General features: G+C 73.5%; 12 protein-coding genes. 9 read left to right on the top strand and 3 right to left on the bottom strand.

Annotated elements, in window-relative coordinates; all coding sequences use genetic code 11:
- Nucleotides 1–2 precede the first annotated feature (2 nt).
- Both OG896_RS11810 and OG896_RS11805 read left to right on the top strand, forming a co-directional pair.
- The gene (locus tag OG896_RS11810; protein WP_329364843.1) at nt 3–878 is read left to right on the top strand and encodes a carbohydrate ABC transporter permease; all 876 of its coding nucleotides are present in this window, start codon (nt 3–5) and stop codon (nt 876–878) included.
- 69 nt (nt 879–947) lie between these two features.
- Complete coding sequence (locus OG896_RS11805; protein WP_329364841.1) at nt 948–1,631, top strand: hypothetical protein; 684 nt, start codon at nt 948–950, stop codon at nt 1,629–1,631.
- Nucleotides 1,632–1,719: 88 nt separating this feature from the next.
- Here the strand turns inward: OG896_RS11805 and OG896_RS11800 are convergent, their stop codons facing one another.
- Complete coding sequence (locus OG896_RS11800; protein WP_329364839.1) at nt 1,720–2,436, bottom strand: type 1 glutamine amidotransferase; 717 nt, start codon at nt 2,434–2,436, stop codon at nt 1,720–1,722.
- Between the two features lie 369 nt (nt 2,437–2,805).
- Here OG896_RS11800 and OG896_RS11795 point away from each other — a divergent pair, with 369 nt between their 5' ends.
- Nucleotides 2,806–4,281, top strand: coding sequence for a polysaccharide pyruvyl transferase family protein (locus tag OG896_RS11795; protein ID WP_329364837.1), 1,476 nt, complete (start codon nt 2,806–2,808; stop codon nt 4,279–4,281).
- 51 nt (nt 4,282–4,332) lie between these two features.
- On the opposite strand, the gene OG896_RS11790 is transcribed toward OG896_RS11795, so the two are convergent.
- Nucleotides 4,333–5,607, bottom strand: a complete 1,275-nt coding sequence (locus tag OG896_RS11790; RefSeq protein WP_329364834.1) for a sensor histidine kinase — start codon at nt 5,605–5,607, stop codon at nt 4,333–4,335.
- Nucleotides 5,604–6,266, bottom strand: coding sequence for a response regulator transcription factor (locus OG896_RS11785; protein WP_329364832.1), 663 nt, complete (start codon nt 6,264–6,266; stop codon nt 5,604–5,606). Before OG896_RS11785 ends, OG896_RS11790 begins: the two co-directional genes overlap by 4 nt.
- 148 nt (nt 6,267–6,414) lie before the next feature.
- Here OG896_RS11785 and OG896_RS11780 point away from each other — a divergent pair, with 148 nt between their 5' ends.
- The 6 genes from OG896_RS11780 (at nt 6,415) to OG896_RS11755 (ending at nt 12,816) form a co-directional block, all read left to right on the top strand.
- Nucleotides 6,415–7,455, top strand: a complete 1,041-nt coding sequence (locus OG896_RS11780) for an ATP-binding cassette domain-containing protein (RefSeq protein WP_329364829.1) — start codon at nt 6,415–6,417, stop codon at nt 7,453–7,455.
- A complete protein-coding gene (locus tag OG896_RS11775; protein ID WP_329364827.1) occupies nt 7,452–9,041 on the top strand; it encodes an ABC transporter permease subunit in 1,590 nt (529 codons plus the stop codon). Before OG896_RS11780 ends, OG896_RS11775 begins: the two co-directional genes overlap by 4 nt.
- Nucleotides 9,038–9,964, top strand: a complete 927-nt coding sequence (locus OG896_RS11770; protein ID WP_329364826.1) for an ABC transporter permease — start codon at nt 9,038–9,040, stop codon at nt 9,962–9,964. The genes OG896_RS11775 and OG896_RS11770 overlap by 4 nt, the downstream gene beginning before the upstream one ends.
- A 241-nt stretch (nt 9,965–10,205) precedes the next feature.
- Nucleotides 10,206–11,393 (top strand): ABC transporter ATP-binding protein, encoded by a 1,188-nt coding sequence (locus OG896_RS11765; protein ID WP_329364824.1) that lies wholly within the window; start codon nt 10,206–10,208, stop codon nt 11,391–11,393.
- Complete coding sequence (locus OG896_RS11760; RefSeq protein ID WP_329364822.1) at nt 11,390–12,151, top strand: ABC transporter permease; 762 nt, start codon at nt 11,390–11,392, stop codon at nt 12,149–12,151. Before OG896_RS11765 ends, OG896_RS11760 begins: the two co-directional genes overlap by 4 nt.
- 14 nt (nt 12,152–12,165) lie before the next feature.
- A complete protein-coding gene (locus OG896_RS11755) occupies nt 12,166–12,816 on the top strand; it encodes an ABC transporter permease (RefSeq protein WP_402442639.1) in 651 nt (216 codons plus the stop codon).
- The last annotated feature ends 201 nt before the right edge of the window (nt 12,817–13,017 follow it).

The following is a 13,017-nucleotide window of genomic DNA, read 5'->3' as shown; positions in this document are numbered from 1 at the left end:
GCATGAGCGCCCCCACCACCGCGCTGGGCCTGCGGATGCCCACCAAGGCGTGGACCCGCACCGCGGTCCGTGTCGTGCTCTACGCCGCGGTGCTCTTCGTCTTCGTGATGCCGCTGTGGACGATGGTCGCCACCGTCTTCAGCGGCACCACCCTCAAGACCGGCCAGATGGCCCTCTTCCCCGGGCACTTCACCCTCGCCAACATCCGCACCGCCTTCCGGTTCGGGGTCGGCCGGGGGCTGCTCAACTCGGTGATCGTCACCGGCGTCGGGCTCTTCCTCCAGGTCACGGTGAGCGCCTTCGCGGCGTACGCGCTGGCCCGCAAGAAGTTCCGCGGCCAGGCCGTGGTGCTGCTGGCGATCCTCGCCACCATGATGATGCCGGAGGAGGTCATCGCGATCCCGCTCTACCTGGTGCTCGGCAAGGTCCCCGACCCGCTGGGCGGCAGCGACCTGCTCGACTCGTACTCGGGGCTGATCCTTCCGGTGGTCGGCTGGGCGCTGCCGATCTACGTGCTCACCGGGTTCATGAAGACCATCCCGGCCGAACTGGAGGAGGCCGCCCGCGTCGACGGCGCCCGGGACCTGCGGATCTTCTTCCAGATCATCCTGCCGCTGTGCCGGCCCGCGCTGGGCACCTGCGCGGTGTTCGGCTTCCTGATGATCTGGGACCAGTACCTGCTGCCGCTGCTGGTCGCCTCCACCCCGCACATGTACACGATGACCCTGGTCGTCACGAGCCTGTCCTCCAGCCAGGAGCAGGGCGAGGGGGTGCGGATGGCGGCGTCGCTGATGCTGATGATCCCGAGCGTGCTGGTCTACCTCGGGCTCCAGCGGCTCTTCGAACGCGGCATGCTCAACGGCTCGTTGAAGGGGTGAGCCGCGGTGGCCGAGGTCTCCTCGGGTGGTACGGTCCCCGGATCGTGCCGAGTGGGGGGAGTGGGGGGAGTGACGGCGATGAGGAGCCGGATCGGCCGGATGGCGGTCTCGGCGGTCGTCCTGGGAACCGTGGCGGTCGCGTCGGCCGGGTGCGGCGGCGGGTCGTCGGGCGCGGGGAAGAAGCTGGACCCGTCCGGGCTGGTGAAGCTCGGGGACGAGGTGGCGGCCGGGAAGACCACGACGTGCCCGGTGCCGTACCGGATGGACAAGGCCGCCAGGAGCGCCGGGCTGACCGGGCACGCGGCGCTCATGCGGGACAAGGACGCGGTGAGCGCGGACACCGAGAAGGGCGCCGATCCGACGGCGCCGGTGGCCAAGGCGCACGGCGTGGTCGTCTACTGCAACTACACGATCGGCGCGCAGGAGACGGATCTGACCACGGTCGCCACCCGGACCGACGACCCGGCGGACGGCAAGGACCCGGCGCTGTCCATGACGCTTCCGCTGATCGCGTCCCGGGCGCACCTGCCGAACTCCCGGTTGGCGGCGTACTTCGCCAAGTGCCTGGCGGCTAAGCCCGGTACGCCGGTGCTCACCCCGTCCGGCAACGTCGCGGTGGTGACGCTGCCCGCGACGTCGGGGAACATCCTGCTGATGGTGGACGTGGTCGACGACGACGCCGGGCACATCGCGCTGCCGGCGAAGTCCGTGGCGCCGCTCGCCCGCTCGCTGGCGGAGCAGGCCCGCTGGTAGTCCGCGACGCGCCCGGACGCGTGCACGTGCGCGTGCGTCCGGGCGCGTGTCCGCGGGTACGTCCGGGTGGCCGCCGCTTCGCGCCGCGTCACGCCGCCGCGGCCACCGCCTGCCCGGCGAAGCGCAGCGCCACCTCGCGCCAGACCGCCGCGGACTCCGCGTCCGCGGCGAGGGCGGCGCGGTGCAGGGTGTCGCGGTCGGCGCCGTGCCGGGCCAGCCGGTCGGTGTCCCACCCGCTGATCCGCTCGGCGTCCGCCTCGGGGTGGAACTGCACGCCCCACGCGCGCTCGCCCAGCCGGAACGCCTGATACGGGCAACCGTCGGTGGAGGCGAGCCAGGTCGCGCCCGGCGGGAGCGCGGTGATCGCGTCCACGTGGTTCTCGATCGCGTGCGGCCGCGCCGGCAGCCCGGCGAACAGCGGGTCGTCCGCGGCCTCCTGGCGGAGCGTCAACTGCGTGCTGCCGAACTCCGGTTGGCCGTGCTCCCCGCGCACCGCGCCGCCCGCGACCTGCGCGAGCAACTGCCCGCCCAGGCAGATCCCGAACACCGGCAGCCCGAACTCCACTGCCTCACAAGCCAGTTCACGGGTCCGGGCCAGCCACGGCGCCCGCGCGTCGTCGTCCGGCAGGTAGCCGCCGCCGAGCACCACCAGTGCCTGGTGGCGCGGGCGCAGCCGCTCGGGCAGTTCCTCTCCCGCGTAGCCGCGCACCACGTCGAGCGTCAGCCCGCCCTCGTCCAGCCAGCGCTCCCACCGCCCCGGCCCACCGGTCGGAGTGTTCTGCACCACCAGCGCCGTAACCGCCATCCCGCGACCCGCCCTTCTCTTCTTCTCTTCGTGCTGCTCTCTTCGTGCTGCGCCTCCCCTCCATCCAAGCTCATCCCCGTCCCGGGCCCGTCCCCGGCCCTTCCCCGGCCCGCCTCCCGGGCACCCTCTGCCGGGGGTGCGTGCGGCTTGGGCGCACAGACGAGGCACAAGTAATGCACAGTTCATGGATCGATCTTTGCCGCACCAAGGATTTCCCTGTGAGACGCCATGGGTTTCTCTGTTCTTCCCCATGATTTCGTATAGGAATTCAAAGTGCCGTGGGGTATCGTCCCCGCTCGGAGGTCGGCCCCGGACGTGCGTCGCGCCAGGTGAGAGCTGTCCCCTGTCCGAAAGAGCGAGGGGTGGCACGTGAAGCGCATACTCATCCGGTCCGGGAAGAGCCCGTTCCACGCCGCCACGCACGCCGAGTTCCTGCACCAGGACCTTTTCGGCACGAACTCCGGCAACCTGCTGTTCAGCGACGCGGTGCACCGGATGCTGCTGACCCCCGACACCGAGGTGGTCTCGAACGGCATCAGGACCGACGCGTCGGAGCAGCGGGCCGCGCGGATCAACGACGAGTACGACGTCTTCGTGGTGCCGCTGGCCAACGCCTTCCGGCCGAGCTTCCGCGCCTCGCTGGACCGGCTGTCCGCGCTGATCGAGCAGTTGACCATCCCCGTGGTGGTGGTCGGGGTCGGCGCCCAGGTCGGCGCGGACTACGACCTCGGAACGCTCGGGCCGATGGAGGAGTCGGTGCGGCGCTTCGTGCGGGCCGTGCTCGACCGCTCCGCCTCGATCGGGGTGCGCGGCGAGCTCACCGCGTCGTACCTGCGCGGCCTCGGCTTCGACCAGGTCGACATCATCGGCTGCCCGTCGATGTTCCTGCACGGCGACGTCTTCCCGGTGCCCTCCGACCCCGGCACGATCGGCCCGGACGCGCGGATCGCGATCAACCTGTCGCCGGACGCGATCCCGGTCGGCGACATCGGCGGCCTCGCCCGGTACGCCTTCGAGCGCTTCCCGGCCCTGACGTACTACGCGCAGAACCTGGTCGACGCCGAACTGCTCTTCTGGGGCGACACCTCGGCCGAGGCCGGCCGGCACGACTCCTTCCCGCTCCAGCTCACCCACGAGCTGTTCCGGGCGGACAAGGTCCGCGTCCCGCTGGACCCCCGGACCTGGCTCGACGAACTGGCGGGCCACGACTTCGCGTACGGCACCCGCATCCACGGCAACATCGCCGCGCTGCTGGCCGGCACCCCCGCGGTGGTGCTCACGCACGACTCGCGCACGCTCGAACTGTGCCGCTACTTCGACCTGCCGCACCGGATGCTCACCGACGTCCCCGCGGACACCGACCCCGCCGAGCTGTACGAACAGGCCGACTTCAGCGGGCTGCTCAACGGCCACAAGGAGCGCTTCACCCACTACACCGACTTCCTCGACCGCAACGACCTGGCGAACACCTACTCCCACGGCGACGCGGGCGCGGCCTTCGACGCCCGGCTGGCCGGCACCGAACTCCCGCCGTCCGTCAGCCTCTGGGACGGCGCCGACGACGGCGCGCTGCGCTACCGGTTCGCCCGGCTGCGCGAGCAGATCGCCACGGACCGGGCCGCCGCGGAGCGGCGCGCGAACGACCTCGCCAGGAAGAACCGGGAGTTGCAGAAGCGGGCCGCCGCCGCGGAGAAGCGGCACGTCACCGCGGAGAAGGAGGCCGCGGCGCTGCGCAAGCGGGTCGCCGCGGTCGAGAAGCGGATCAACGGCATCGAACGGCGGGCCCTGGTCCGGATCGGTCCGGCCCTGCGCCGGCGGGTGGCCAAGCAGAAGCCCGGCGGCTGAGCCCGAGCGCGGACCCCGGCCCGTACCTGTACCGCCCCCGGCGGCTGCCGGTCAGCGTGATCCGGCCGGCGCGTCCTTGCCGGCCGGGCCGCCCGCGTCACCCGGGCCGCTCGCGTCCCCGGGTGGGAAGTCGACGCGCACGGTGAGGCCGCCGGTGGGGTGCGGCGTGGCCGTGAGGGCGGCGGCGTGCGCGGTGGTGGCGGCGCGGACGATGGCCAGACCCAGGCCGTGGCCGTGGTGGGCGTCGTCCGTCCGGGCGCGGGTGCGGGGCGTGCCCAGCCGCTGGAAGGGCTCGAAGAGGCGATCGAGGTCGGCCTCGGGGACCACGGGGCCCGAGTTGGCGACTTCGAGGCAGGCGCGGCGGCCGGCGGAGACGGCGGTGCGAACCCGGAGGTCGCCGCCGGGGTGGTTGTGGCGCAGTCCGTTGTCCACGAGGTTGTCCAGCAGGATCTCGACGAGGCCGCGGTCACCGGAGACCGGGGCCTCGTCGAGGGCGGCCTCGACCCGGATGCGCAGGCCGGCGGCCTCGTCGCCCCGGCGGGCCAGCACCCCCGCCGCGACCTCGGCGAGGTCGAAGTCCTCCCGCCGCCGCACCCCGCGCTCCCCGGTGGCCAGCGTGAACAGCGCCTCCATCAGGCGGGCTTGCTGCGCGCCGAGCAGCAGGGCCTGCTCGCACGCGGCCCGCAGGGTCGCCGCGTCGGCGTCCGGATCGGCCAACGCGACCTGGAGCAGGGTGCGTTCGGCGGCGAGCGGGGTGCGCAACTCGTGCGAGGCGTTCGCGACGAAGTGCCGCTGCGCGGTGAAGGACGCCTCCAGCCGGGCGAACAGGTCGTCCAGGGTCCGGCCGAGCTGCGTGAACTCGTCGCCCGAGCTGCGGATGGCGAGCCGCCGCCCGAGGCTGGCCGCTGACATCTCCCCGGCGGTCGCGGTGATCGTGCGCAGCGGCCGCAGCAGCCACCCGGACAGCAGCCAGCCCAGCCCCACCGACAGCGCCACCAGCGCCACCAGCGCGATCACCGACCCGGTGACGTACCGGTCCATGTCCCGCCCGCGCTGCGTCTCGGCGAGCGAGGCCCGGCCGCCGCCCAGGATCGGCAGCACGGGCCTGGAGCCGTCCGGAAACGGCGGCACGTCCGGGCCCGGCGCCTTGACGGCCGAGGACGATCCCACGAACAGGTTCGGAATGGCGAGCAGCAGCACCCCGGAGGCGAGGAAGAGGGCGCCGTAGAGCACGGCGAGCCGCATCCGGAGGGTACGGGGCCGCGGCAGCAGCCGGGTCACCCGCCGTGGCCGGCCGCCCGGCGCGGCCGTCGGCGCGGCGCTCACGACTCCTCGATCCGGTAGCCGCCCTCGCGGACGGTCGCGATCAGCGGCGGGTCGCCGAGCTTCAACCGCAGCCGCCGGACGGTGGTCTTCACGGTGGTGGTGAACGGGTCGACCGCCTCGTCCCAGACCCGGTCGAGCAGCTCCTCCGCGGAGACGGCGGCGCCGCGGGCGCCCAGCAGGCACTCCAGCACGGCGAACTCCTTGGGGCTGAGGTCGAGCCGGCGCCCGGCCCGGAAGGCGGTGCGGCGGTTCGGGTCGAGCAGCACCCCGCCGCCGGCCAGCACCGGCGGCAGCGCGGGCGTCGAGCGGCGGCCCAACGCCCGTACCCGAGCGACCAGTTCGGCGAAGTCGAACGGCTTGGGAAGGTAGTCGTCGGCGCCCAGCGCGAGCCCGTCCACCCGGTCGCTGACGGCCGCCGCCGCGGTGAGCATCAGCACCCGGCTCTGCGCCGGCCCCTCCGCCAGCCCCCGGCAGATCTCGTCCCCGTGCACCCCGGGCAGGTCGCGGTCCAGGACGACCACGTCGTAGCGGGTCACGGCGAGCCGTTCCAGCGCCTGCGTGCCGTCCAGGGCCACGTCCACCGCCATGCCCTCGCGGCGCAGCCCGGTCGCCAGCGCCGTCGCCAGCACCTCGAAGTCCTCGACCACCAGCACTCTCATGCGTCCACGATGCCAGCCGCCCGGTGTCAGCGAGGTGACGGCGGCCGTCACCTCGCCGTCACCGCCCGCGCCGTACAACCGGTGCCGACAGCGCGGGTACGCCGCCGGACGGCGGTGGCGGCGCGCGCACGGAGGGAGACACGTCGCCATGGGCGAGGTGGGAGTGGCCGTCAGGGCCCTGCGCAAGCGATACGGGGCGACCGCGGCCCTGGACGGGATGGAGTTCGGCGTCGAACCGGGCCGGGTCACGGGCTTCGTCGGGCCGAACGGCGCCGGCAAGTCGACCACGATGCGGGTGGTGCTCGGCCTGGACACCGCGGACGAGGGCACCGCCCTGATCGGCGGCCGGCCGTACCGCGCGCTGCGCCGGCCGATGACGCACGTCGGCGCGCTGCTGGACGCCGCCGCGCTCCAGCCGGGCCGCCGGGCCCGCGACCACCTGATGTGGCTGGCCCGTTCGCAGGGCATCGGCGCGCGCCGGGTGGACGAGGTGATCGGGCAGGTCGGCCTCACTGCGGTCGCGGGCCGCCGCGCGGGCGGCTTCTCGCTCGGCATGCGGCAGCGGCTGGGCATCGCGGCGGCGCTGCTCGGCGACCCAGGGGTGCTGATGATGGACGAGCCGTTCAACGGCATGGACCCCGAGGGCATCGTGTGGCTGCGCGGCCTGCTGCACACGCTGGCCGATCAGGGCCGGGCGGTGCTGATCTCGACCCACCTGATGAGCGAACTCCAGGACACCGCGAGCCATGTGGTGGTGGTCGGCCGCGGCCGGGTCGTCGCGGACACGTCGGTGGCCGACCTCCTCGCCGCCGCCTCGGCCGGCGGTCACGTCACGCTGCGCACGCCGCGGCCGGACCGGGCCGCCGAGGTCCTCACCGCGGCGGGCGGCACCGCCGTCCCGGCCGGTACGGGCGCGCTGCACGTCTCCGGGCTGCCGGCCGAGGAGGTCGTCGCCCATCTCACCCGCGGGGCCGTCCCCTTCGCCGAAGTCACCGCGCACCGGGCCACGTTGGAGGACGCGTACATGCGGCTGACCAGGGACGAGGTCGAGTTCAGCGGAACGGACCCGGGCGGAGGTCAGGACCGGGGCGGCGCACGGGATGCGCGCGGCGGCCAGGACGTACGCGGCGGTCAGGACGTACGCGGCGGTCAGGACGTACGCGGCGCTGGCGAGGGGGAGCAGGCGTGAACGGCTTCCCGCTGACCGTCCGCGCCGAGTGGACGAAGCTGCGCACCGTACGCGGCTGGGTGCTCGCCCTCGTGGCCGCGCTCGTCGTGGTCGTGGGTATCGGCTACGCCTCGGCCGACGCGACCCGGTCCGGCGGCTGCCCGGGCATGAAGGTGTGCGGGCCGCCGAAGGGGCCGGGCGGGGTGGCCGTCGTGGACGACTTCACCTTCGTCCAGCGGCCGTTGGGCACCGACGGCACCCTGACCGCCCGGATCACCTCGATGACCGGGCGGATCGCGGCGCGCACCCCGGACGGCACCGGAACCCCCGACCTGGAGGCGTGGGCCAAGGCCGGCCTGATCGTCAAGGCGGGCACCGCGCCGGGCAGCACCTACGCGGCGGTCATGGTGACCGGCAGCCACGGGGTGCGCATGCAGAGCGACTTCACCCACGACACGGCGGGCCCCGAGGTCGCCGCGCCTTCCGCCGCAGCCCCGCGCTGGCTGCGCCTGACCCGCGCGGGCAGCACGCTGACCGGCGCCACCTCGCCCGACGGCACCCACTGGACGACGGTCGGCACCGCGACCCTGCCCGACCTGCCCGCGACCGCCCGGGTCGGCCTCTTCGTCACCTCCTCGGCGCACATGGAGGTGGACCGGCACGCGCTCGGCAGCAGCGCGATGAGCGCACCGACCCGCGCGACGGCCGCGTTCGACCGCGTCACGCTGAGCGGCGGCGGGACCGGCGGGACCGGCGGGAGCGGCGGCACGGGAGGGAGCGGCACCGGCGGCAGCTCCACCGCGCAGGCGGCGCACGGCTGGCAGACCACCGAGGTCGGCGGCGACCCGCTCTCCGCCTCCCTCTCCGCCGCCACCCACCGCACCACCGCGAACGGCGAGGTCTTCTCCGTCAGCGGCTCCGGCGACATCGCGCCCGCCGTGGGCGGCCAGGTCTTCGGGGCGCGCAGCATCGAGCGCGGGCTGGCCGGCACGTTCGCGGGGCTGCTCGTCGTGGTGGTGGTCGGCTCGTCGTTCGTCACCGCCGAGTACCGGCGCGGCCTGATCCGCACCACCCTCGCGGCGCAGCCGCGCCGCGGCCAGGTGCTCGCCGCCAAGGCGGTGGTGGTCGGCGCGGCGGCCTTCGCGGTCGGGCTCGCCGCGTCCGTGCTGACGCTCGTGCTCACCCTCCACCGGCTGCGCTCCAACGGGGTCTTCATCCTCCCGGCGAGCTTCGGCACCGAGACCCGGGTGGTGGTCGGCACCGCCCTGCTGGTCGCGCTGGCCGCGGTCCTCGCGCTGGCCGTCGGCACGATCCTGCGCCGCGCGACCGGCGCGGTCACCGCCGTCGTCGCCGGGGTGGTGCTCCCCTACATCCTCGCGATGACCGCCCTCCCGGACGCCGCCGCGGACTGGGTGCTGCGGGTGACGCCGGCGGCCGCGTTCGCCATCCAGCAGACGACGCTCCGCTACCACCAGGTCGCCAACGTCTACGCGCCGTCGGACGGTTACTACCCGCTGCCGCCCTGGGCGGGGCTGGCCGTGCTGTGCGGCTGGACCGCGGTCGTACTCGCCGTCGCGTACGCGCTGCTGCGCAGGAGGGACACATGAGAACGGCACCCGGCGGGCCCGAACTCCCCGCGCCGGAAGGCGAATCCGTGCCATCCGCGACACCCGGGGCATCCCGCGCGCCTGAACGCCCCGGTGGGCCGCCCGCCTTCCGCGCACCCGCCTTCCGCGCACCCGAGTCCCGCGCCCCCGCGCCCCGCTTCGAACCCCTGCGGGACGCGGTGCGCGCCGAGTGGACGAAGGTGTGGACGCTCCCGGGCACCCGGCCGCTGCTCGGCGCGCTCGTCCTGCTGACCGTCGCGCTGGGTGCGGTGGCCGCGGCGACCGTGTCGTTCCACCCAGGCACCGACGCGGCGAAGGTCAGCCTGACCGGGGTGCAACTCGGCGAGGCGGTGGCCGCGGTGCTCGGTGCGGCGATGATCGCCGGCGAGCACTCCACGGGGATGCTGGGCAGCACGTTCGCCGCGATGCCGCGCCGGGGCACCGTACTGGCCGCGAAGGCGGCGGTGCTCGCCGCGATGGTGCTGCCCGCGGCGCTGCTGTCGGTCGGCGGGTCGCTGCTGGCCGGGCGGCTGCTGCTGCCCGCGGCCGCGCGGCCCGCGCTGTCGGCGACCGACGGCTCGGTGCTGCGCGCGGGATTCGGCTCGGCCCTGTGCCTGGTGCTGGTCGCGCTGCTCGCGCTCGGTACCGCTGCCGCCGTACGCGACCCGGGCACGTCGATCGGCGCCGTGCTCGCGCTGCTCTATCTCTTCCCGATCACGGCCGCGCTGGTGGCGGACCCGCACTGGCAGCGCCACCTCCAGCAGATCGGTCCGTCCAGCGCGGGGCTCGCGGTGCAGACCACGGTGCCGGCCGTGCTGCACACCCAGCCCATCGGACCGTGGGCCGGGCTCGGGGTGCTCGCGTGCTGGGCGGGCGCGGCGCTGCTCGCCGGGACGGCGGTGCTGCGCGCACGGGACGCGTAGCGGGACGCGCGGCCGGCCGTACGGTGGTACGGCCGGCCGTCGTCACCCAGCGTGATAACCGTCACGGTCGGAAGTCACGCGGCGTGGCATGGTGCAGTCGTGGCGGGGCATAAGACCAGCCGCCTTGGCCAATTCCAAACTCCTGTAATACTCGCGGTCTAGACTCTGCCCGCGACGGCTTGTGCGTTCGTGCCCGGGAGCAGGCCGCACCGATGCCCAATCCCGGAGGGGACACGGACTTTTGATACAGATCGAGTCGATAACCAAGCGGTATCCCGATGGCACGACAGCGGTCGACAACCTGTCGTTGGAGATACCGGACAGCTCCATCACCGTGCTGGTAGGGCCCTCCGGCTGCGGCAAGACCACCACCTTGCGCATGATCAACCGCATGGTGGAGCCGAGTTCGGGCCGCATCCTGCTCGACGGCGCCGACATCCACCAGCAGCCGGTGAACGCGCTGCGCCGGTCGATGGGGTACGTCATCCAGAATGCCGGCCTTTTCCAGCACCGCACCATCCTGGACAACATCGCCACCGTCCCGCGCATGCTCGGCTGGGACAAGAGCCGGGCCCGCAAGCGCGCGTCCGAGCTGATGGAGCGGGTCGGCCTGGACTCCTCGCTCGCCAAGCGTTATCCGTACCAGCTCTCCGGTGGCCAGCAGCAGCGCGTCGGGGTGGCCCGGGCGCTCGCCGCGGACCCGCCGGTGCTGCTGATGGACGAGCCGTTCTCCGCGGTGGACCCGATCGTGCGCAAGGTGCTCCAGGAGGAACTCCTGCGCATCCAGGAGGAGTTGGGCAAGACCATCGTCTTCGTCACGCACGACATCGACGAGGCGATCCGGCTCGGCGACATGATCGCGGTGCTGCGCACCGGCGGCAAGCTCGCCCAGTTCGCGCCGCCGGACGAGCTGCTCTCCCACCCGGCCGACGCCTTCGTCGAGGACTTCCTCGGCACCGACCGCGGGGTGCGGCGGCTGTCGTTCTTCACCTCCGCGGGCCTGGAACTCACCACCGTGCCCGTGGTCCCGGTCGACGCCACCGCCGCGCAGGTCGCCGAGCGGACCACCGCCGACACCCCGTACCTGCTGGTCACCGACGCCGACGGCAAGCCGCTGGGCTGGGCCGAGCCGAAGGATCTCGCGGGCGGCGCCGACAGCGTCCCGGCCGCCGATCTGATCAGCTACGGGCGGCCGTTCGAGTTCGGCCGCGAGTCGTTGCGGGACGCGCTGGACTGCGCGGTGCTCTCGCCCACCGGGTGGGCGGTCGCGGTCGACGACACCGGGCGGGTGGTCGGGGTGACCTCGCAGGCCACCATCGGCGCGGCGATCCGCTCCGCGCACGCGGAGCGTGAGGGCGCCGGCGGGGCGGGCGGTGGCAGGAGCGGCCCGGCCGGCCGTGACTCCAAAGCGGTGCGAGTCGCCCCATGAGCAGCGGCGGCAACGGATTCTTCGATCTTCCCAGCGACCTCCAGCACTCCTACGCCGGATTGATCGGCGTGCACCTTCAGGAGTCCCTGATCCCGGTCGGTATCGGCCTCGCGGTGTCGCTGCCGCTGGCCCAGGCGTGCGTGCGGTTCCGGTGGCTGTACCCGCCGGTGCTGTGGATCACCACGATCCTCTACGCCATCCCGTCGATCGCGTTCTTCGTCTTCCTGATCGACTACACCGGCGACAGCGCGACCACCGTGATCATCCCGCTGACCATCTACAGCCTGGTGATCCTGCTGCCGTCGATCGTCGACGGCGTCAGATCGGTGCCTCCTGAGACGCTGGCGGCCGCCGAGGCGATGGGCTTCAACTCCTTCCAGCGCTACTTCCAGGTGCAACTGCCCATGGCGGTGCCCGCGATCTTCGCCGGGCTGCGGGTGGCCACGGTCTCCAGCATCAGCCTGGTCAGCGTCGGGACGATCATCGGCAACCAGGGCGGCCTCGGCAACCTGCTCGGTGACGCGCTGGCCTACCACCGGTCCAACCTCGCGGTGACGTCGGTGGTGTCCATCGCGATCCTCGGCGTCGTGATCGACCTGCTGCTGATCGGCGTGCGGACGCTGCTCACTCCCTGGATGCCGCGTGGCCGCAAGGCCGCGCGCCGGGCGAGCCTCGCCTCCGCCGTCGAACCCGCCACGTCCGGTGACGGTGGCGGCCACGCGGACGGTCCGGCCGAGCTGGAAGGCGCGGCCAGGTGAACATCTTCCACTTCATGAACGTGTTCTTCAGCGACAGCGCGCACTGGCACGGCGAGTACGGCGTTCCGCACCGCCTCGAAGAGCATCTCGGCTACACCTTCGAGGCGTTGGCCATCGCCGCCGCCATCGCGCTGCCGATCGGCCTGATCACCGGCCACACCGGGCGCGGCGGCAACGCCCTCGCGCTGATCGCCACCGCGGGTCGCGCGCTGCCGAGTTACGGTCTGCTGGTGCTGATGTTCTTCTGGCTCGGCATCGGTCTGGTCCCGGTGATGATCCCGCTGATCGCCCTCGCGGTCCCGCCGATACTGGTCACCTCCTACGAGGCGATTCGCACGGTCGACCCGGCCCCGGTGGACGCGGCCCGCGGCATGGGCATGGGGCCGATGGCGGTCCTCTTCCAGGTCGAGGTGCCCGCCTCGCTCCCGCTCATCATCAGCGGCCTGCGCTCGGCGACGATCCAGGTCGTCTCCACCGCGGCGATCGCCGCGACGGTCAGCCTCGGCGGCCTCGGCCGGTACATCGTGGACGGCCTCTACCAGCGCAACTACTCGACGGTGGTGGGCGGTGCGACCCTGATCGCGCTGCTCGCGCTGGCCATGGTCGGGCTGATCTGGCTGATCGAGCGCCTGGTCGTCTCCCCGGGGGTGCGGCGCAGCAACTGAGGCTGAGCGCCACGGAGTTCACTGCCACGGGCCGGTTCGCACCTCACGCGGACCGGCCCTTCGGCGTCCCCGGCGGCGACCTGCCGGGGCTCGGCGGCACCCGGGGGTGGTGCGGCGGACCGGAGTTGGGGCGCGTGGGGCGGGGCGATTCCGTTACGGTGCGGGGTGGTTGGGCTGGCGGGGGAACGCTCGGGAGGGACG

Origin of the sequence: Streptomyces sp. NBC_00669, from assembly GCF_036226785.1 — a bacterium.
In the GTDB taxonomy this organism is placed as follows: Bacteria; Actinomycetota; Actinomycetes; order Streptomycetales; family Streptomycetaceae; genus Actinacidiphila.
The sequence above is the reverse complement of the archived record's forward strand: the minus strand, read 5'-3'. Positions and strand labels throughout refer to the sequence as shown.